The organism is Streptomyces sp. NPDC001100 (assembly GCF_053598575.1).
In genome coordinates this window covers 151,707-169,695 of sequence record NZ_JBSFKO010000008.1, presented here as the reverse complement: position 1 = coordinate 169,695, position 17,989 = coordinate 151,707, and the positions used below count along the sequence as shown (strand labels likewise).

20 protein-coding genes and 1 tRNA gene are annotated in these 17,989 nt (G+C 70.2%); 11 read left to right on the top strand and 10 right to left on the bottom strand.

The genetic code is table 11. The annotated features are described in order from the left end of the window. Nucleotides 1-8: 8 nt before the first annotated feature. The 3 genes from ACWDEW_RS14255 (at nucleotide 9) to ACWDEW_RS14245 (ending at nucleotide 1,748) form a co-directional block, all read left to right on the top strand. Nucleotides 9-494 (top strand): phage holin family protein, encoded by a 486-nt coding sequence (locus ACWDEW_RS14255; RefSeq protein ID WP_401944782.1) that lies wholly within the window; start codon nucleotides 9-11, stop codon nucleotides 492-494. Next, complete coding sequence (locus ACWDEW_RS14250) at nucleotides 491-1,441, top strand: alpha/beta fold hydrolase (RefSeq protein ID WP_450512711.1); 951 nt, start codon at nucleotides 491-493, stop codon at nucleotides 1,439-1,441. Before ACWDEW_RS14255 ends, ACWDEW_RS14250 begins: the two co-directional genes overlap by 4 nt. 127 nt (nucleotides 1,442-1,568) lie before the next feature. Further along, nucleotides 1,569-1,748, top strand: coding sequence for a hypothetical protein (locus tag ACWDEW_RS14245; protein ID WP_078623198.1), 180 nt, complete (start codon nucleotides 1,569-1,571; stop codon nucleotides 1,746-1,748). Nucleotides 1,749-1,763: 15 nt separating this feature from the next. On the opposite strand, the gene ACWDEW_RS14240 is transcribed toward ACWDEW_RS14245, so the two are convergent. The 3 genes from ACWDEW_RS14240 to nth form a co-directional block, all read right to left on the bottom strand. Next, on the bottom strand, nucleotides 1,764-2,963 hold the full coding sequence (locus tag ACWDEW_RS14240; RefSeq protein ID WP_450512708.1) for a MarP family serine protease: 1,200 nt from the start codon (nucleotides 2,961-2,963) through the stop codon (nucleotides 1,764-1,766). Between the two features lie 13 nt (nucleotides 2,964-2,976). Continuing rightward, nucleotides 2,977-3,672: an NUDIX hydrolase gene (locus ACWDEW_RS14235; RefSeq protein ID WP_450512706.1), complete on the bottom strand. Its 696-nt coding sequence runs from the start codon at nucleotides 3,670-3,672 to the stop codon at nucleotides 2,977-2,979. Between the two features lie 75 nt (nucleotides 3,673-3,747). Continuing rightward, nucleotides 3,748-4,623: an endonuclease III gene (gene nth / locus ACWDEW_RS14230; protein ID WP_450512705.1), complete on the bottom strand. Its 876-nt coding sequence runs from the start codon at nucleotides 4,621-4,623 to the stop codon at nucleotides 3,748-3,750. A gap of 252 nt (nucleotides 4,624-4,875) precedes the next feature. Between nth and ACWDEW_RS14225 the strand changes: the two genes are divergently transcribed. Together ACWDEW_RS14225 and ACWDEW_RS14220 are read left to right on the top strand one after the other, a co-directional pair. Further along, entirely contained in the window at nucleotides 4,876-5,550 is a 675-nt protein-coding gene (locus tag ACWDEW_RS14225; RefSeq protein WP_019063754.1) for a Crp/Fnr family transcriptional regulator, read from the top strand. A gap of 243 nt (nucleotides 5,551-5,793) precedes the next feature. After that, complete coding sequence (locus ACWDEW_RS14220; protein WP_450512909.1) at nucleotides 5,794-6,612, top strand: nucleotidyltransferase domain-containing protein; 819 nt, start codon at nucleotides 5,794-5,796, stop codon at nucleotides 6,610-6,612. Nucleotides 6,613-6,621: 9 nt separating this feature from the next. Here ACWDEW_RS14220 and ACWDEW_RS14215 read toward each other — a convergent pair whose 3' ends face one another. The 4 genes from ACWDEW_RS14215 to ACWDEW_RS14200 form a co-directional block, all read right to left on the bottom strand. Further along, on the bottom strand, nucleotides 6,622-7,452 hold the full coding sequence (locus tag ACWDEW_RS14215) for an MBL fold metallo-hydrolase (RefSeq protein WP_450512702.1): 831 nt from the start codon (nucleotides 7,450-7,452) through the stop codon (nucleotides 6,622-6,624). Continuing rightward, nucleotides 7,449-8,330 (bottom strand): NUDIX hydrolase, encoded by an 882-nt coding sequence (locus ACWDEW_RS14210; RefSeq protein ID WP_450512700.1) that lies wholly within the window; start codon nucleotides 8,328-8,330, stop codon nucleotides 7,449-7,451. Before ACWDEW_RS14210 ends, ACWDEW_RS14215 begins: the two co-directional genes overlap by 4 nt. A 74-nt stretch (nucleotides 8,331-8,404) precedes the next feature. Continuing rightward, complete coding sequence (locus ACWDEW_RS14205; RefSeq protein ID WP_450512698.1) at nucleotides 8,405-8,872, bottom strand: RidA family protein; 468 nt, start codon at nucleotides 8,870-8,872, stop codon at nucleotides 8,405-8,407. Beyond that, on the bottom strand, nucleotides 8,869-9,027 hold the full coding sequence (locus ACWDEW_RS14200) for a DUF4177 domain-containing protein (protein WP_019063748.1): 159 nt from the start codon (nucleotides 9,025-9,027) through the stop codon (nucleotides 8,869-8,871). Before ACWDEW_RS14200 ends, ACWDEW_RS14205 begins: the two co-directional genes overlap by 4 nt. A 95-nt stretch (nucleotides 9,028-9,122) precedes the next feature. On the opposite strand from ACWDEW_RS14200, the gene ACWDEW_RS14195 reads away from it, so the two are divergent. Then, a complete protein-coding gene (locus ACWDEW_RS14195) occupies nucleotides 9,123-10,100 on the top strand; it encodes an ArsA family ATPase (RefSeq protein WP_450512696.1) in 978 nt (325 codons plus the stop codon). After that, nucleotides 10,097-11,470, top strand: a complete 1,374-nt coding sequence (locus tag ACWDEW_RS14190; RefSeq protein ID WP_450512694.1) for an ArsA family ATPase — start codon at nucleotides 10,097-10,099, stop codon at nucleotides 11,468-11,470. The genes ACWDEW_RS14195 and ACWDEW_RS14190 overlap by 4 nt, the downstream gene beginning before the upstream one ends. A 66-nt stretch (nucleotides 11,471-11,536) precedes the next feature. On the opposite strand, the gene wblA is transcribed toward ACWDEW_RS14190, so the two are convergent. Both wblA and ACWDEW_RS14180 read right to left on the bottom strand, forming a co-directional pair. Next, nucleotides 11,537-11,875, bottom strand: a complete 339-nt coding sequence (gene wblA / locus ACWDEW_RS14185; protein WP_019063745.1) for a transcriptional regulator WblA — start codon at nucleotides 11,873-11,875, stop codon at nucleotides 11,537-11,539. A 703-nt stretch (nucleotides 11,876-12,578) separates the two neighbouring features. After that, the gene (locus tag ACWDEW_RS14180) at nucleotides 12,579-12,752 is read right to left on the bottom strand and encodes a hypothetical protein (protein ID WP_450512692.1); all 174 of its coding nucleotides are present in this window, start codon (nucleotides 12,750-12,752) and stop codon (nucleotides 12,579-12,581) included. A 63-nt stretch (nucleotides 12,753-12,815) separates the two neighbouring features. On the opposite strand from ACWDEW_RS14180, the gene ACWDEW_RS14175 reads away from it, so the two are divergent. After that, a complete protein-coding gene (locus ACWDEW_RS14175) occupies nucleotides 12,816-15,077 on the top strand; it encodes a transglycosylase domain-containing protein (protein ID WP_450512690.1) in 2,262 nt (753 codons plus the stop codon). Nucleotides 15,078-15,192: 115 nt separating this feature from the next. Here the strand turns inward: ACWDEW_RS14175 and ACWDEW_RS14170 are convergent, their stop codons facing one another. After that, nucleotides 15,193-15,660, bottom strand: a complete 468-nt coding sequence (locus tag ACWDEW_RS14170) for a GatB/YqeY domain-containing protein (RefSeq protein WP_450512688.1) — start codon at nucleotides 15,658-15,660, stop codon at nucleotides 15,193-15,195. A gap of 103 nt (nucleotides 15,661-15,763) precedes the next feature. On the opposite strand from ACWDEW_RS14170, the gene ACWDEW_RS14165 reads away from it, so the two are divergent. From ACWDEW_RS14165 to ACWDEW_RS14155, 3 genes are all read left to right on the top strand, one after another. Further along, complete coding sequence (locus ACWDEW_RS14165) at nucleotides 15,764-16,690, top strand: metallophosphoesterase (RefSeq protein WP_450512686.1); 927 nt, start codon at nucleotides 15,764-15,766, stop codon at nucleotides 16,688-16,690. Between the two features lie 219 nt (nucleotides 16,691-16,909). Then, nucleotides 16,910-17,695: a Pr6Pr family membrane protein gene (locus ACWDEW_RS14160; RefSeq protein WP_450512684.1), complete on the top strand. Its 786-nt coding sequence runs from the start codon at nucleotides 16,910-16,912 to the stop codon at nucleotides 17,693-17,695. A gap of 54 nt (nucleotides 17,696-17,749) precedes the next feature. After that, nucleotides 17,750-17,823 (top strand) — tRNA-Pro (locus tag ACWDEW_RS14155). Nucleotides 17,824-17,989: the final 166 nt, after the last annotated feature.

Below are 17,989 nucleotides of genomic sequence, written 5' to 3'. Positions count from 1 at the left end.
AGTACGCGATGAGCGCACCCGACGGCAGCCCGGTCGGCGCCGAACGCAGCATCGGCCAGCTGTTCGCCTCGGCGACGACCGAGATGTCCGCGCTGGTGCACGACGAGATCGCGCTGGCCAAGGCGCAGCTCAAGCAGGACGTCAAGCGCGGGGCGGTGAGCGGCGGCGCGTTCACGGTCGCCGCGGTGGTCCTGCTGTTCTCCCTGCCGATGCTCAACTTCGCGCTGGCGTACGGCATCCGCACCTGGAGCGGCTGGAACATGGCGCTCTGCTTCCTGCTCTCCTTCGCGGCGAACGTGCTGGTCGCGGTCGTCCTCGGCCTGATCGGCGTGGCCTTCGCGAAGAAGGCAGCCAAGAGCAAGGGCCCGCAGAAGGTGGCCGCGTCGGTCAAGGAGACCGCCGGGGTCCTCGGCAACGCGAAGCCGCATCCCCGCGCGGCGATCGAGGACCGTGTCCCCGAAGCCATCGAGGCTGTGGCACGCTCGTCCTCATGACGGACCCCGCCCATCCTTGGGCACAACCTGCTTCGGTCGTACGGCTCGCCCTTCCCGGCGGGCGCCAGGTCACTCACCGGGATGTCGCGGCCAACGGCGCCCGCTTCCACATCGCGGAGGTGGGCGACGGGCCGCTGGTGCTGCTGCTGCACGGTTTCCCGCAGTTCTGGTGGACCTGGCGGCATCAGCTCGGCGCGCTGGCCGACGCCGGGTTCCGGGCCGTCGCCATGGACCTGCGGGGCGTCGGCGGCAGCGACCGCACCCCGCGCGGCTACGACCCCGCCAACCTCGCCCTCGACATCACCGGCGTGATCCGCTCCCTCGGCGAGCCGGACGCCGCGCTGGTCGGCCACGACCTCGGCGGCTATCTGGCGTGGACGGCCGCCACGATGCGCCCCAAGCTGGTCCGTCGGCTCGCGGTCTCCTCGATGCCGCACCCCCGGCGCTGGCGCAACGCCATGCTGTCCGACGTCAGGCAGTCGGCGGCGAGTTCATACATCTGGGGGTTCCAGCGCCCCTGGCTCCCCGAGCGGCAACTCCTGGCCGAGGACGCCGAGTTGGTGGGCAAGCTGATCCGGGACTGGTCCGGCCCGCAGCTGCCGGACGACGAGGCGATCGAGGCGTACCGGCGGGCGATGCTGATCCCGTCGACCGCGCACTGCTCGATCGAGCCGTACCGCTGGCTGGTGCGGTCGATGGCGCGCCCGGACGGCATCCAGTTCAACCGGCGCATGAAGCGGCCGGTGCGGGTGCCGACCCTGCATCTGCACGGCTCCCTCGACCCGGTGCTGCGCACCCGCAGCGCGGCGGGCTCCGGGGAGTACGTCGAAGCGCCGTACCGCTGGCGGCTGTTCGACGGTCTCGGGCACTTCCCGCACGAGGAGGAGCCGGCGGTCTTCTCGACCGAACTGGTCAACTGGCTCAAGGATCCCGAACCCGATCGGTGACGAAGCCGTCGCGCCCGGTATCCGGACGTGAACACCTGTACTACGAACGGCCACTTGCCTGGCGCATACGCCAATTGGGGCCCCAAGGGGTGGTTATCGACCTTGGGGCAGGGGCAGACGTCGGGGTATGGGCTGGACGCACGACTACAGTGACGCAGCACGCAATCGCCGCTCGGACCACGGTCTGAGCTCCCACCAACGGGGCGCGCCGCAACTCCAGGGCACAGACCTCAGGGTGGGGATCCCGCGCATTCTGCGCCGCCGGGCCCGCTGGGTCTCGGTACGGCTGCGTCATCCACGGGGCTAGCCACTTCACACCGCGTCAGAGTGCGCAACTGTCGCTGTCCACCTGCTCGTTGGCACTGCGCCCCTTGACGATGTCCGGCTGGATCTCGTCGGCGGTGAGCGCGTACCCGGTGTCGGGGTCGTCGAGGGACTTCGCGAAGACCACGCCGTACACCTTGCCCTGGGGCGTGAGCAGCGGGCCGCCGGAGTTGCCCTGACGGACCGTCGCGTAGAGCGAGTACACATCGCGGCGGACCGTGCCGCGGTGGTAGATGTCCGGGCCACTGGCCGTGATGCGTCCCCGCACGCGTGCGGCCCGGACGTCGTACGACCCGTTCTCCGGGAAGCCGGCGACGATCGCGCTGTTCCCACTGTCCGCGTCCTTGGTGGCGAACTGCAGGGAGCGCGCCTTCAGGTCCGGTACGTCGAGTACGGCGATGTCGCGGTGCCAGTCGTAGAGGACGACCTTGGCGTCGTACTTGCGGCCCACGCCGCCTATCTGGACGGTGGGTTCGTCGACGCCGCCCACGACGTGCGCGTTGGTCATGACACGGCGGTCGCCGAAGACGAAGCCGGTGCCCTCCAGGACCTTGCCGCAGCTCTGGGCGGTGCCCATGACCTTGACGATGGACCGCTGGGCGCGGACGGCGACTTCGCTGGAGGCGAGAGCCGGGTCGGGCGGCTGGACGTCGTTGATCGGCTCGTTGGCGAACGGGCTGAAGACCTGCGGGAAGCCGTTCTGCGCGAGGACCGAGGAGAAGTCCGCGAACCAGGTGTCGGCCTGCGCGGGCAGCGCCCGGGACACTCCCAGCAGGACCTTGGAGCTGCGGACCTCCTTGCCGAGCGTCGGCAGGGTGGTGCCGGCGAGCGCCGAGCCGATCAGCCAGGCCACCAGGAGCATCGCGAGGACGTTGACGAGGGCGCCGCCGGTCGCGTCCAGGGCGCGGGCCGGGGACCAGGTGATGTAGCGGCGCAGCTTGTTGCCGAGGTGGGTGGTCAGGGCCTGGCCGACGGAGGCGCAGACGATGACGACGACGACCGCGACGACGGCCGCGGTGGTGGAGACCTCCGCGTTGTCGGTCACCGCGTCCCAGATGACGGGCAGCGTGTAGACGGCGACGAGGCCGCCGCCCAGGAAGCCGATCACCGACAGGATGCCGACGACGAACCCCTGGCGATAGCCCACGATCGCGAACCACACGGCGGCGACCAGCAACAGGATGTCCAGCACATTCACGAGCGACACCTTGTCATGACCGCCAGTCGAGGGGGACCTGCTTCTCGCGGTCCCAGGGGCGCTCCCAGCCCGAGTAGTGCAGCAGGCGGTCGATGACTCCGGCCGTGAAACCCCAGACGAGGGCCGATTCGACCAGAAATGCCGGACCCAGGAAGCCGCTGGGGTGCGAGACCGTGACCCTGTTGGCCGGATCCGTGAGATCCGCCACGGGGACCGTGAACACTCTGGCCGTCTCGTTCGGATCGACCACCCCGACCGGTGTCGGCTCCCGCCACCAGCCCAGCACCGGGGTCACCACGAAGCCGCTCACCGGGATGTACAGCTTGGGCAGCACCCCGAAGAGCTGCACTCCGGCGGGGTCCAGCCCGGTCTCCTCCTCGGCCTCGCGGAGAGCGGCCCGCAGCGGGCCGTCGCCCGTCGGGTCGCCGTCCTCGGGGTCGAGGGCGCCACCGGGGAAGGACGGCTGCCCCGCGTGGGAGCGCAGCGAGCTCGACCGCTCCATGAGTAGCAGCTCGGGCCCGCGCTCGCCGTCCCCCTCGCCGAACAGGATCAGCACCGCGGACTGCCGGCCCGCCCCGTCCTCCGGCGGCAGGAACCGGCTCAGCTGGAGCGGCTCGACCGTCTCCACCGCGTGCACCACCGGATCAAGCCAGTCGGGCAGCCCCTCTTTGCTGAGCCCCACACCCTGGGTGTTGCTCGCGTGTGTCATCCCCCACCCCCGTTCCCACTGATCAACGCCCGATACCTCCGAGATCGTTCCGCGATCCGGCCCTCGATGCCGTCGTCATGCCGATCCCAGCGGCGGCGCCGGCTTGCCGCCCGCGTCCAGATAGGCCTGCGGAGGGTTCAGGCGCTGACCCGGATAGCCGCCCTTCTCGTACTTGAGCAGCTTCTTGGCCTTCTCGGGGTCGGTCTCGCCCTCGCCGTACGCCGGGCAGAGCGGGGCGATGGGGCAGGCGCCGCAGGCGGGCTTGCGGGCGTGGCAGATGCGGCGGCCGTGGAAGATCACGTGGTGCGAGAGCATCGTCCAGTCACTCTTCGGGAAGAGCGCTCCCACGGCGGCCTCGATCTTGTCCGGCTCGGTCTCCCCGGTCCACTTCCAGCGCCGTACGAGCCGCTGGAAGTGCGTGTCCACGGTGATGCCGGGGCGCCCGAAGGCGTTGCCCAGCACCACGAAGGCGGTCTTGCGGCCGACGCCCGGCAGCTTGACGAGGTCTTCGAGCCGACCCGGGACCTCACCGCCGAAGTCCTCGACGAGCGCCTTGGAGAGGCCTATCACCGACTTCGTCTTGGCCCGGAAGAACCCGGTCGGCCGGAGGATCTCCTCGACCTGCTCCGGGTCGGCGCCGGCCAGGTCCTCGGGGGTCGGGTACTTGGCGAACAGGGCCGGTGTCGTCTGGTTGACCCTCAGGTCGGTGGTCTGGGCGGACAGGACCGTGGCGACCACGAGCTGGAAGGGGTTCTCGAAGTCGAGCTCCGGGTGGGCGTACGGATAGATCTCGGCCAGCTCGCGGTTGATACGGCGGGCACGGCGGACGAGGGCGGTCTGCGACTCGCTCTTCCCGCTCTTCACGACAGCCACCCGCTTTACCCCCTTTGCCGCTTTCCTGCCGCCGTCAGGGCTCTGTTCGCCCACGGCGGAATCACGAGGTACAACCATCCGCCCAGCCCCCTTGGCCTGTGCTCTCACCGGCGATTTGGACACCCGGCCAGCCTAGAGCCCACCACTGACATCCGCCCCGGACCCCGAAGATCAGCCCCCAATTGGACCCCTGCCGCTTACCTCGGGACACCTGTACGGCATCCTTGTGACAGATCACACTGTTTGGACGGTCCGGCAAAATGGGGAGCACGGTCCCCTGGTACCAAGGGGGAGCACCATCCCCTGAGCAGGTCGACAAGGAGAGAACTCGTGGACGACGTTCTGCGGCGCGCCCCGCTCTTCGCGGCGCTCGATGACGATCAGGCCGCGGAGCTGCGCGCCTCCATGAGTGAGGTGACCCTCGCGCGCGGGGACTCCCTCTTTCACGAAGGCGACCCCGGCGACCGGCTCTACGTGGTCACCGAGGGCAAGGTGAAGCTCCACCGCACCTCCCCCGACGGCCGCGAGAACATGCTGGCCGTCCTCGGCCCCGGCGAGCTGATCGGCGAGCTGTCGCTGTTCGACCCGGGCCCGCGCACGGCCACCGCCAGCGCGCTGACCGAGGTCAAGCTGCTCGGTCTGGGCCACGGCGACCTCCAGCCCTGGCTGAGCGCCCGCCCCGAGGTGGCCTCCGCGCTGCTGCGCGCGGTCGCCCGCCGGCTGCGCAAGACCAACGACGCGATGTCCGACCTGGTCTTCTCGGACGTCCCCGGCCGCGTGGCCCGCGCCCTGCTGGACCTCTCCCGCCGCTTCGGCGTGCAGTCCGAGGAAGGTATCCACGTGGTGCACGACCTCACCCAGGAGGAGCTGGCCCAGCTGGTCGGCGCCTCCCGCGAGACGGTCAACAAGGCCCTCGCCGACTTCGCGGGCCGCGGCTGGCTGCGCCTGGAGGCCCGCGCGGTGATCCTGCTGGACGTCGAGCGGCTGGCGAAGCGCTCGCGCTAGATCGAATCGCACGTCTTCTTACTGAGGGGCCCTGCCGCACGGCGGGGCCCCTCAGCGCATCGCCGGGCGGGGGCCCAGGAACAGGGGGCGGGAATGCACGAGGACCACGAGGACCACCAGGCGCGTCTCGTCGCCGCCGGGGACTGCCTCGCCGTGGTCTGCGGCGCCGCGTACCGCCGCACGCGTACGCGTGTTCCGCTGGAAATGACCTGCCCCGGCCTCGATCGGTTGCAGAGTGGTGCCATGCGGAACAAGGGGCTGGACGCCCAGGGATACATCGATCGCGAAGGCTCCCTTGGACGCATCCCGCACGTCTTCGGGCCGGTCGTCGCCGCCGCGCGGGACCGGCTGCTCGACGTCTACGGGGGACGCCTCGACAGCGCGTACCTCTACGGGTCGATCCCGCGCGGCACCGCGCGCGTGGGGCGCAGTGATCTCGACCTGCTCGTGGCGACCCGGCGGGAGCCGACCGAGGAGGACCGGGACGCGGCGCGCGGCCTGGGCGAGGCGCTCGACAAGGAGTTCCCGGAGATCGACGGGGTCGGCATCCTCCTGTACGGCCGCACACGGCTGCTGAGCGAGCCGGAGACGTACGACCTGGGGTGGTTCGTCGCGTGCCTGTGCACACCGTTGCTCGGGGAGGACCTCGCCGAGTACCTGCCCCGCTACCGCCCGGACTCGCTCCTCGCCCGGGAGACCAACGGCGACCTGTCGCTGCTGCTCCCCCGCTGGCGGGAACGGATCGCCGCCTCCGAGGACACCGACGAGGCCCGTAGGCCCCTGGTGCGCTTCATGTCGCGGCACCTGGTCCGCACCGGCTTCACTCTGGTGATGCCCCGCTGGAACGGCTGGACCAGCGACCTCGGGGAGATGGCCGGGGCGTTCGGCGCTTACTACCCCGGGCGGGCGGCGGAACTGCGCGAGGCGGCGGTCCTGGGTGGCGAACCGAACGGCGACGGGCGCGTGCTGCGGTCGTACGTCGACGATCTCGGCCCGTGGCTGGCCGAGGAGTACGCGCGCGTGCACGGCGTGAAGGCGCCGCGCCCGAACGGCATCGCCTAGGTCAGGCCGTCAGATCAGGCCGTGTTCCTTCAGGTAGTCCAGCTGGGCGCGTACCGACAGTTCCGCCGCCGGCCACAGGGAGCGGTCGACGTCCGCGTACACGTGGGCGACGACCTCGGCCGGGCTCCGGTGGCCGTTCTCCACGGCCGTCTCGATCTGGGCGAGCCGGTGGGCACGGTGGGCGAGATAGAACTCGACGGCGCCCTGGGCGTCCTCCAGGACCGGTCCGTGGCCCGGCAGGACCGTGTGGACGCCGTCGTCGACCGTGAGCGAGCGCAGCCGCCGCAGCGAGTCCAGGTAGTCCCCCAGGCGGCCGTCAGGATGCGCCACCACGGTCGTGCCGCGCCCCAGGACGGTGTCTCCCGTCAGGACGGCCTGATCGGCCGGGAGATGGAAGCACAGGGAGTCCCCGGTGTGGCCGGGCGTCGACACGACGACCAGTTCCAGGCCGCCGACCCGGATGACGTTCCCGGCGGCGAGGCCCTCGTCCCCGAGGCGCAGCGCCGGGTCCAGCGCGCGGACCTTGGTGTCCGTCAGCTCGGCGAAGCGGACGGCGCCTTCCGCGTGGTCGGGGTGTCCGTGCGTGAGCAGGGTCAGAGCGATCCGCTTCCCGGCCTTCTCGGCGGTGTCCACGACGTTGCGCAGATGACCCTCGTCCAGGGGCCCCGGGTCGATGACCACGGCCAGCTCGGAGTCGGGCTCCGCGACGATCCAGGTGTTGGTCCCGTCCAGGGTCATCGCGGACGCGTTGGGCGCGAGGACGTTCACGGCACGTGCGGTGGCGGGGCCGGTGAGGACCCCGCCCCGTGGCTGGCCGGGGAGCGCGGCTGCGTCGGTCATGCGGGGGCTCCACCGGTCGAGAGGTCGGTCGGGATGTGCTTGGTGAACTCCTCGTGGCCCGGCCAGGACAGGACGATCTCGCCGTCCTCCAGGCGGGCCCGTGCGAGGACGGGCGTGAGATCGCGCTCCGGGGCCGACGACAGGGCCTCGGCCGCGCTGCCGTACGGGATCAGTCCGCGCAGGGTCGCGATGGTCGGCGGCATCATCGTCAGATCGCCCTTGTCGTACCCGGTGGCCGCCTCGCCGGGGGCGATCCACACCGTGTGGTCGGCCTCCGTGGAGGCGTTCCGGGTGCGCTGCCCCTCCGGAAGGACGGCGACGAAGAACCAGGTGTCGTAGCGGCGGGTTTCGAACTCCGGGGTGATCCAGCGTGCCCACGCACCCAGCAGGTCGGAGCGCAGGACCAGGCCCCGGCGGTCGAGGAACTCGGCGAAGGACAGGTCACGGGCGACCAGGGCGGCGCGGTCCACCTCCCAGGCCTCGCCCGTGGTGTCGTCGACCACGGTGTCGGGGTTCGGTCCGGCGAGCAGGACGCCCGCCTCCTCGTAGGTCTCCCGTACGGCCGCGCACACGATCGCCTGGGCGGCCGTCTCGTCGACGCCCAGCCGGTTCGCCCACCACGCGCGCGTGGGGCCCGCCCAGCGGACCTGGCGGTCGTCGTCGCGCGGGTCGACACCGCCGCCCGGGTACGCGTACGCGCCCCCGGCGAAGGCCATGGAGGCGCGTCTGCGCAGCATGTGGACGGCGGGGCCGGTGTCGGTGTCCTTCAGGAGCATCACCGTGGCCGCGCGCCTGGGCACGACCGGTGTGAGAGTGCCCTCCGCGAGCGCGCGGATGCGCTCGGGCCACTCCGCCGGGAACCACTGACCGTTCGCCATGGGCGGAGGCTATCCCGTAGTGCGCGGATGTTCGAGAGGCAACAACGCGCGCTCCGGGACGGCGAACAGCCTGGTTAGGCCTGCGTCAGCTCCACCTGGATCTCGACCTCGACCGGCGAGTCCAGCGGCAGCACCGCCACGCCGACCGCGCTGCGCGCGTGCACGCCCTTGTCGCCGAGGACCTCGCCGAGGAGTTCGCTGGCGCCGTTGACGACACCGGGCTGGCCGGTGAAGTCGGGGGCCGAGGCGACGAAGCCGACGACCTTCACCACGCGCGCGATCCGGTCCAGGTCACCGGTGACGGACTTGACGGCGGCGAGGGCGTTCAGCGCGCAGGTGCGGGCCAGCTCCTTGGCCTCCTCCGCGGTGACCTCGGCGCCCACCTTGCCGGTGACGGGCAACTTGCCGTCCACCATGGGCAGCTGGCCGGAGGTGTACACGTAGACCCCGCTCTGCACGGCGGGCTGGTACGCGGCGAGCGGCGGGACGACCGCCGGCAGGGTCAGGCCGAGTTCGGCCAGCCGGGCCTCTACGGCACTCACGCCTTCTCCCGCTTGAGGTAGGCCACCAGCTGCTCGGGGTTGTTCGGCCCGGGCACGACCTGGACGAGCTCCCAGCCGTCCTCGCCCCAGGTGTCCAGAATCTGCTTCGTGGCGTGGACGAGCAGCGGCACAGTCGAGTATTCCCACTTGGTCATGCGGCCGACTTTAGCGGCTGCGAACCGGCCGTCAGTGGTCGCGTTATCCACAGCCTCCCGCTTGGTTCGGTCGCGGACTGGTTAGGCTCGAAGACGTGAGCAGGCTCCAGGTCGTCAGTGGCAAGGGCGGTACCGGCAAGACCACGGTGGCCGCAGCCCTCGCGCTGGCCCTGGCCACCGAGGGGAAGCGGACGCTTCTCGTCGAGGTCGAGGGTCGCCAGGGCATCGCGCAGCTCTTCGAGACGGAGACGCTGCCCTATGAGGAGCGGAAGATCGCCGTCGCTCCCGGGGGCGGGGAGGTGTACGCACTGGCCATCGACCCCGAACTGGCCCTTCTGGACTACCTCCAGATGTTCTACAAACTGGGCGGCGCGGGCCGCGCCCTGAAGAAACTCGGCGCGATCGACTTCGCCACCACGGTCGCGCCCGGCCTGAGGGACGTCCTCCTGACCGGGAAGGCGTGCGAGGCGGTGCGGCGCAAGGACAAGAGCGGGCGGTTCGTCTACGACTACGTCGTGATGGACGCTCCGCCGACCGGCCGCATCACCCGCTTCCTGAACGTCAACGACGAGGTCGCCGGGCTCGCCAAGATCGGCCCGATACACAATCAGGCGCAGGCCGTGATGCGGGTCCTGAAGTCCCCGGAGACGGAGGTGCACCTGGTGACGCTCCTGGAGGAGATGCCAGTCCAGGAGACCGCCGACGGAATCGCCGAACTCCGGGCGGCGCGACTGCCGGTGGGCCGGATCATCGTGAACATGGTGCGGCCCGAGGTGCTGGACCCGGCCGAGCTGGATCTCGTACGGGCCCTGCCGCGCACCGCCGTCGCGCAGTCGCTGTCGGCCGCCGGGCTCGGCGGGGCGCGGCGCGGCGGGAACGCCGAGAAGCTGGTGGATCCGCTGCTCGCACAGGCCGAGGAGTACGCCGCGCGGTACGCCCTGGAGCACGAGCAGCGGGCCGTGCTCGGCGCGTTGGACCTGCCGCTGCACGAACTGCCCTTGCTCGCCGAGGGCTTGGACCTGGCGGGCCTGTACGAACTCGCCACCGAGCTGCGGAAGCAGGGGATGTCATGAGCCCGGACCAGGAGCAGGGGCGCGACGGCGGCCGTCGGCTGTCCTCCGCGCGCGTGCTCGACGTCGACCCGCTGCTCGACGACCCGGAGACCCGCATCGTGGTGTGCTGCGGCTCGGGCGGGGTCGGCAAGACGACCACCGCGGCGGCGCTCGGACTGCGGGCCGCCGAGCGGGGCCGCAGGGTCGTCGTCCTGACCATCGACCCGGCCCGCCGACTCGCCCAGTCCATGGGCATCGACTCGCTGGACAACACCCCGAGGCGGGTGAAGGACGTCGACGGGGACGGCGAACTGCACGCCATGATGCTCGACATGAAGCGCACCTTCGACGAGATCGTCGAGGCGCACGCGGACCGCGAGCGGGCCGCCGCGATCCTGAACAACCCCTTCTACCAGTCGCTCTCGGCGGGCTTCGCGGGCACGCAGGAGTACATGGCCATGGAGAAGCTGGGCCAGCTGCGCGCCCAGCACGACTGGGACCTGATCGTGGTGGACACGCCGCCGTCCCGCTCGGCCCTGGACTTCCTGGACGCGCCGAAACGTCTCGGCTCGTTCCTGGACGGCAAGCTGATCCGGCTGCTGACCGCGCCGGCGAAGCTGGGCGGCCGGGCCGGGATGAAGTTCCTGAACGTCGGCATGTCGATGATGACCGGCACCCTCGGCAAGCTGCTCGGGGGTCAACTACTCAAGGACATCCAGACGTTCATCGCCGCGATGGACACCACCTTCGGCGGTTTCCGCACCCGCGCGGACGCGACGTACAAGCTGCTGCAGGCGCCCGGGACGGCGTTCCTGGTGGTCGCGGCCCCGGAGCGGGACGCGCTGCGCGAGGCCGCGTACTTCGTGGAGCGGCTGGCCGCCGAGGACATGCCGCTGGCCGGTCTGGTGCTCAACCGGGTGCACGGGAGCGGAGCCGCCCGGCTGTCGGCCGAGCGGGCACTCGCCGCCGCGGAAAATCTTGAGGAGTCCCGCATTGTCGATCAGGTGGGCGGGAAAGCTGGACTTCGTAACTCTCCCGACACGTACGGCAGTTCAGAATCCTCCGGTACCGGATCTCCCGGTTCCCGGGCAGCAGCTCGTGACGAAGGCTCCCCCGCCGCCACGGACGACGAGCGCCCCGCCGACAAGCGACCCGACGACGAGCCATCCGTCGACCGACTCACCGCAGGCCTGCTGAGACTGCATGCCGACCGGATGCGGCTGCTCTCCCGTGAGCAGCGCACACGTGACCGCTTCACCGCGCGCCACCCCGAGGTGGCCGTCGCCGAAGTGGCCGCGCTGCCCGGCGATGTGCACGACCTCGCGGGGCTGCGGGACATCGGGAACCGGCTCGCGGCCGGTCGGCCGGAGCTGCCCGAGACGAAGGTCTGACGCGGACCTCCGGGCGCGTACCCCCCGGGGATCGCCCGAGGTCGGCCCCGAGGGGACCGGTGGGCCTCAGCCCACCGCCGCGTAGTTCTCGTAGATCTCGTCGTCGTCGAGGGGGATGATGCCGACCCCTCGCTCGTACTCGATGCGCGCGGTCTCCAGTAGCCGGCGCCATGAAGTGACAGTGGGCCGCCTGCGCAGCAGTGCGCGGCGCTCCCGCTCCGTCATGCCTCCCCATACGCCGAATTCGACGCGGTTGTCGAGCGCATCGGCGAGGCACTCCGTGCGTACCGGACATCCGGTGCACACTGCCTTCGCCCTGTTCTGCGCTGCTCCTTGAACGAACAGTTCATCCGGATCGGTAGTGCGGCAGGCCGCCTGCGCACTCCAGTCGGTTACCCAGCCCATACCGGCGCCGTCCTCTCCCGAATCGAGGCTCCCCCACGGCGGCAGCGGCATATTCACCGCCGCCAGTTGAGGACGTTACGGAAGGTGGGCACAGCGCAACACCCCCTTCGGGCCCAATCTTGAATGGCCCGAACGGACTATGGGTAAGCGGCAGATCACCCGGGGGAGTGAGCTGACGACATGCGTGACCTTCCCGGCAAACCGGGACAGTTGACATGCGCCACAAGGGGCACCGGATGACACAGGAGGCGGATTCGGACACGCCTCCCACAAAAAAACAGGGCACGACCGGAACGATTCGGGGTCGCCGGACGTATTGATACGTGACCGCTCTGCTGTGACAGTTGAGAGCAGCTTAGGCCAAGGCCTATACACCTGTCCGGCAAATGAGAACGTAGACGGCTCCTATTGCCGCGCCGTCATGTTCCCGGGACGAGCCCGCCGTTCACCGCGCGGTCGTGGAGCCGTGGGTGCCACTCGCTGGCGTCGCTCGCGGGCCGAAGCAGGGGACGAGCGCCCGGGCCTCCTCACCCGTGACCGGTTTCGCAATCACGCCGAGCCGCCGGTCGCATCGGGCCGGCGGTCGCATCGGACTGGCGGTCGCGCCGGTCGATCTCGTCCTCGCTCGCGTCCCGGTAGGGAAGCGGGCCGTCGGCGACGAACGCCCGCACTTCGGGTCTCATGGGCGAGTGACCGACTTCGGTCACCACCGCGGGCAAGGGGCGTCCGCCACCGCCGGCCAGGCGACCACCACCGCGGGCCGGGCGGCCACCACCGTGCGCAAGGCGCCTTCACGGATCACCCCGCCGCGGATCACCCCGCCGCGGATCACCCCGCCGCGGATCGCCCCGCTGCCCCGGATGTCACGATCCCGCACCCGAACATCCCGAGACCCACCCGCTCCCCCGGGACGCCCCGGGTGAGGGATTAGGCTGCCCCCATGCCAAAAAAGCGCTCGGGTGGTGGTCTGTCCCCTCTGCAGCAGGCCACCAAGTTCCTCGGTGTCAGTGTGCTCGCCGGTGCCCTCATGGCCGGAATCGCGTTGCCCGCGGCCGGAGCGCTGGGGCTCGCGGCCAAGGGCTCGGTCCAGGGGTTCGACGACATCCCGGACAACCTGAAGAGCCCTCAGCTGAGCCAGCGCACCACGATCCTGGACAGCAAGGGCAACCAGCTCGCCACGGTCTACTCCCGTGACCGCACGGTGGTGGAGCTCAAGGACATCTCGCCGTACATGCAGAAGGCGATCGTCGCGATCGAGGACTCGCGCTTCTACCAGCACGGCGCGATCGACCTCAAGGGCGTCCTGCGCGCCCTGAACAAGAACGCGCAGAGCGGTGGCGTCTCCCAAGGCGCCTCCACGCTCACGCAGCAGCTGGTGAAGAACTACTTCATCGAGGAGGCCGGCGACGACCCGACGAAGGTCGCCGAGGCCACCCAGCAGACGCTGGGCCGCAAGGTCCGCGAGTTGAAGTACGCGATCCAGATCGAGGAAAAGCTCGGCAAGAAGAAGATCCTCGAGAACTACCTGAACATCACCTTCTTCGGAGAGCAGGCCTACGGCGTCGAGGCCGCGTCCGAGCGCTACTTCTCCAAGCACGCCAAGGACCTGAACCTCCAGCAGTCGGCGCTGCTGGCGGGCATCGTCCAGTCGCCCACGCGCTACGACCCGATCAACGACGAGGCCGAGGCCAAGAAGCGCCGCAACACCGTGCTGGCCCGCATGGCCGAGGTCGGCGACATCTCCAAGGCGGAGGCCCTGGCGGCCGAGAAGACCGACCTCGGGCTGAAGGTCAGCCAGCCGAAGAACGGCTGCATCACCGCGGTCAAGGGCGCGAGCTTCTTCTGCAAGTACGTCGAGAAGGTCTTCCTGAGCGACCCGGTCTTCGGCAAGACCAAGGAGGCCCGCGCGAAGATCTGGAACCAGGGCGGCCTCACGATCCGTACGACCCTGGACCCGCAGGCCCAGAACTCGGTGCAGGCCTCGCTCAAGGACCACATCTACAAGTCGGACTCCGTCGCCGCCGCGGCCACCCTCGTCGAACCCGGCACCGGCAAGATCCTCGGCATGGGCCAGTCGAAGCCGTACGGCTACGGCAAGAACGAGACGGAGTACAACTACTCGGTCAACGCCGACATGGGCGGCTCGAACTTCGGCTTCCCGACCGGTTCGACGTTCAAGCCCTTCGTCGCCGCCGCCGCGCTGGAGCAGGGCCTGCCGGCCACCCAGCAGTATCCGGCGCCGTACTCGATGGACTACCCGAGCCCCGTCTCGACCTGCAGCGGCAAGAACTGGGTCAACACGGACGGCGCGACGGTGGAGAACGAGAGCGAGTCGGAGAAGGGTCCGTACGCGCTGAAGGAGGCGATGGCCAAGTCGGTCAACACCTACTTCGTGCAGATGATCTCCGACATCGGTCTGTGCCCCGTGGTGAGCATGACCAACAAGCTCGGGGTCGTGCAGGGCAACGGCGACAAGATCCCCGAGGTCCCGGCCATCGCGCTCGGCTCCAAGGGCCTCTCGCCGCTGACGATGGCCTCCGCGTACGCGGCCTTCGCCAACGAGGGCACGTACTGCACGCCCATCGCCATCGAGTCCATCACCCAGAAGGTGGGCAACGAGCAGAAGTCGCTCGCCGTCCCCAAGTCCACCTGCTCGCGGGCGATGAGCAAGAAGACCGCCGACACCATCAACACCGTGCTGCGCGGCGTGGTCGACTCCGGCACCGGCCAGGAGGCCGGCCTCACCGACCGCCAGAGCGCCGGCAAGACGGGTACGACGGACTCCCGCAAGAACGCCTGGTTCGTCGGCTACACGCCCCAGCTCGCGGGCGCGGTCTGGGTCGGCAGCGCCAAGCAGAACGTCGAGATGACCAGCATCCGCATCGGCGGCGTCTGGCACGACCAGGTCTACGGCGCCGACACCCCCGGCCCGATCTGGAAGGACGCCATGACCGGCGCCCTGGAGGGCAAGCAGGTCGAGAACTTCCAGCTCGTCAACATCCCCGACCCCGTCAAGGACAAGGGCAACAACGACGGCAAGAACAACGACAACGGCGGGAACACCAACGGGGCCAACGACAACGGCGGCACCACCGACGGAGGCACCACCCCCACCCCGACGTTCTCCCTCCCGGACGGCTTCATCCAGGGCACGACGAACGGCGGCAACAACGGCAACGGGAACGGCGGCAACAGGGGATAACTCCCCTGCGGCCATCGGCCGTTCTGAGGCTTCGTCTACGACGACGGGGGCGCCCCTGGTGAAAAGGGGCGCCCCCGTCGTCGTGGACGCACGTTCGTGGACGCACGTTCGTGGGTCAGCCGGCGAGCAGCTTCTTCACCACGGCGGCGACGCGGCCGCCCTCGGCCAGTCCGGCCACCTTCGGGTTCACGATCTTCATCACGGCACCCATGGCACGCGGGCCCTCGGCGCCGGCCGCCTTCGCCTCCTCGACGGCCTGGGAGACGATCGCGGTCAGCTCCTCGTCGCCGAGCTGCTTGGGCAGGTACTCGGCGAGGACCTCGCCCTCCGCCTTCTCCTGCGCGGCCTGCTCCGGGCGACCGCCCTGCGCGAAGGCGTCCGCGGCCTCACGGCGCTTCTTCGCCTCCTTGGTGATCACCTTGAGGACCTCGTCGTCGGAGAGCTCGCGCTTCTCCTTGCCCGCGACCTCCTCCTTGGTGATCGCGGCGAGCGTCAGCCGCAGCGTGGAGGAACGCAGCTTGTCGTGCGCCTTGATCGCGGTGTTGAGGTCTTCCTGCAGCTTCGCCTTGAGCGTGGTGGTCATGGGTCCGATTCTCGCAGGTGCGCGGCCGCCTCCGCCCGCCGATTTACCGGGCCCCGGCCGACGGGGTGTCAGGCGTGTCAGTGGGGTCTGACACGATGGAGGCATGCGCGCGCGATACGGAGTACCCCTGGGAATTGCGGCGGCCGGCGCCGCTGGTGTGGTCTACGCGGCGGCCTTCGAGGTCCGCTCCTTCCGCCTGCGGAGGGTGACGGTCCCGGTGCTGCCGACCGGCATGCGCCCGCTCAGAGTCCTCCAGGTCTCCGACATCCACATGGTCGGCGGCCAGCGCAAGAAGCAGCGCTGGCTGCGCTCGCTCGCGGGCCTGCGCCCCGACTTCGTGATCAACACCGGCGACAACCTCTCCGACCCGGAGGGCGTCCCCGAGGTCCTGGACGCGCTCGGCCCGCTGATGGAGTTCCCGGGCGCGTACGTCTTCGGCTCGAACGACTACTACGGCCCCACCCTCCGCAACCCCGCCCGGTACCTGTTCGAGAAGACCGCGGGCCGCCACGGTCTGAACGGCAACCCACCCATCGTGGGAGCCGTCCACAACCCGTGGGAGGACCTCCGGGACGGCTTCGACGCGGGAGGCTGGCTCAACCTCACCAACACCCGCGGCACGCTCAAGATCGAGGGCGCGTCGGTGGAACTGACCGGCCTCGACGACCCGCACATCAAGCGCGACCGGTACGCGCACGTGGCGGGCGGCCCGTCGGACGACGCCGACTTCTCGATGGCCGTCGTGCACGCGCCGTACCTCCGCGCCCTGGACGCGTTCGCCGCCGACGGCTACCCCCTGATCCTCGGCGGCCACACCCACGGCGGCCAGCTCTGCATCCCGTTCTACGGCGCCCTGGTCACCAACTGCGACCTCGACACGGACCGCGTGAAGGGCCTCTCCACGCATACGGCGGAGGGCCGGACGTCGTACCTGCACGTGTCGGCGGGGTGCGGGACGAGCCGGTACACGCCGGTGCGGTTCGCTTGCCCGCCGGAGGCTACGTTGATGACGTTGGTGGGGCGGGAGTAGGCGGGCGGGATACCGTCGCGCCGCGGGGGGCGATGTACCGTCGCGCCGCGGGGGAGGGCTCGCGGGACGTGCGGCTTGGTCGACTCGCGTAGCTCGGCCGACCCGCGTAGCTCGTGCGGCCCGTGCAGTTCGTGCGGGACCACGTAGCTCGGCCGACCCGGGTAGCTCGTGCGGCCCACCCGTATCGCCCGGTTCGTCCCCTCTGTCTAGCGTGAGGACATGACCGCTCCGATACCCAGGGACATCCCGGACCTCCCCGCGGTACCCGGCATGCCCGCCCTGTTCGCCTCACCCGTTCCCGCCACCGCGGTGGTGGCTCCGTACCGCCGTCCGACGGCGGCCGTGTACCGACTGCTGGTCGCGCTGGTGGCAGCGGCGGCGGTGACCGCCGACCTGTTCCTCGGCAGCCCGATCAGGGTCCTGACCTACTTCACGATCCAGAGCAACATCCTGCTGGCCCTGGTGATGCTCGCCACCGCCCGCCGGGCATGGACGGCCCGCCGCCCCCTCTCCCCCCTGGTGACGGGCGCGGCACTCCTCTACATCACGATCACCGGCCTGGTGTACCACCTGATCCTGGCGCACGCGTCGATCCCGTTCGCGATGACGGGCGGGACGACGGCCCCCACGGGCTGGCAGGCGGTCACGAACCAGGTCCTGCACACGGTGACACCGATCGCGGCGGTGCTCGACTGGCTGCTGCTGACCGCACCCGGCCGGCTGCACCTGCGGATGGCGGCGACGTGGCTGCTGTACCCGCTCACGTACCTGGCGGTCTATCTGGCCCGGGGCGAACTGATCCTCCCCGGCACACCGGGCCGCTACCTCTACACGTTCCTGGACGTCGAGCACCACGGCTACAAGAGCGTCCTAGGCAACGCCCTCCTCCTCGGCCTCGCCTTCTACGCCCTCTCCGTCCTCCTCGTGGCCCTCGACCACGCCCGCCCCAACCCGATCCGCCACCGCGCCAAAACCGGATTTCGTCTCCAGCCACCGGTGGGCTAAAGTAAACGACGTCGCCGCGATGAGCAGCAACACCGGCAAGATGAGCGGCGACATCGGGGTGTAGCGCAGCTTGGCAGCGCGCTTCGTTCGGGACGAAGAGGTCGTGGGTTCAAATCCCGCCACCCCGACAGCTAGAGCACCAGGTCAGGGCCGGTTCCCCTTAACGGGAAACCGGCCCTGACTCGTTCCGCAAGGTCCCTGGGGAGTGAATGGGGAGTGGATCAAGGAAATTGACTCCCCCCAGCGCCCCTGGCGTTCCGGAACGATCAAGGAGAAATGGGGCGCACACTTGGG

Bases quoted from the DNA above. Each gene is read 5' to 3' on its own strand.
- ACWDEW_RS14255 (WP_401944782.1), top strand. From the start codon at position 9: ATGAGCGCACCCGACGGCAGCCCGGTCGGCGCCGAACGCAGCATCGGC.
- ACWDEW_RS14250 (WP_450512711.1), top strand. From the start codon at position 491: ATGACGGACCCCGCCCATCCTTGGGCACAACCTGCTTCGGTCGTACGG.
- ACWDEW_RS14245 (WP_078623198.1), top strand. From the start codon at position 1,569: ATGGGCTGGACGCACGACTACAGTGACGCAGCACGCAATCGCCGCTCG.
- ACWDEW_RS14235 (WP_450512706.1), bottom strand. From the start codon at position 3,672: ATGACACACGCGAGCAACACCCAGGGTGTGGGGCTCAGCAAAGAGGGG.
- nth (WP_450512705.1), bottom strand. From the start codon at position 4,623: ATGGTTGTACCTCGTGATTCCGCCGTGGGCGAACAGAGCCCTGACGGC.
- ACWDEW_RS14220 (WP_450512909.1), top strand. From the start codon at position 5,794: ATGCGGAACAAGGGGCTGGACGCCCAGGGATACATCGATCGCGAAGGC.
- ACWDEW_RS14215 (WP_450512702.1), bottom strand. From the start codon at position 7,452: ATGACCGACGCAGCCGCGCTCCCCGGCCAGCCACGGGGCGGGGTCCTC.
- ACWDEW_RS14210 (WP_450512700.1), bottom strand. From the start codon at position 8,330: ATGGCGAACGGTCAGTGGTTCCCGGCGGAGTGGCCCGAGCGCATCCGC.
- ACWDEW_RS14200 (WP_019063748.1), bottom strand. From the start codon at position 9,027: ATGACCAAGTGGGAATACTCGACTGTGCCGCTGCTCGTCCACGCCACG.
- ACWDEW_RS14190 (WP_450512694.1), top strand. From the start codon at position 10,097: ATGAGCCCGGACCAGGAGCAGGGGCGCGACGGCGGCCGTCGGCTGTCC.
- wblA (WP_019063745.1), bottom strand. From the start codon at position 11,875: ATGGGCTGGGTAACCGACTGGAGTGCGCAGGCGGCCTGCCGCACTACC.
- ACWDEW_RS14175 (WP_450512690.1), top strand. From the start codon at position 12,816: ATGCCAAAAAAGCGCTCGGGTGGTGGTCTGTCCCCTCTGCAGCAGGCC.
- ACWDEW_RS14170 (WP_450512688.1), bottom strand. From the start codon at position 15,660: ATGACCACCACGCTCAAGGCGAAGCTGCAGGAAGACCTCAACACCGCG.
- ACWDEW_RS14165 (WP_450512686.1), top strand. From the start codon at position 15,764: ATGCGCGCGCGATACGGAGTACCCCTGGGAATTGCGGCGGCCGGCGCC.
- ACWDEW_RS14160 (WP_450512684.1), top strand. From the start codon at position 16,910: ATGACCGCTCCGATACCCAGGGACATCCCGGACCTCCCCGCGGTACCC.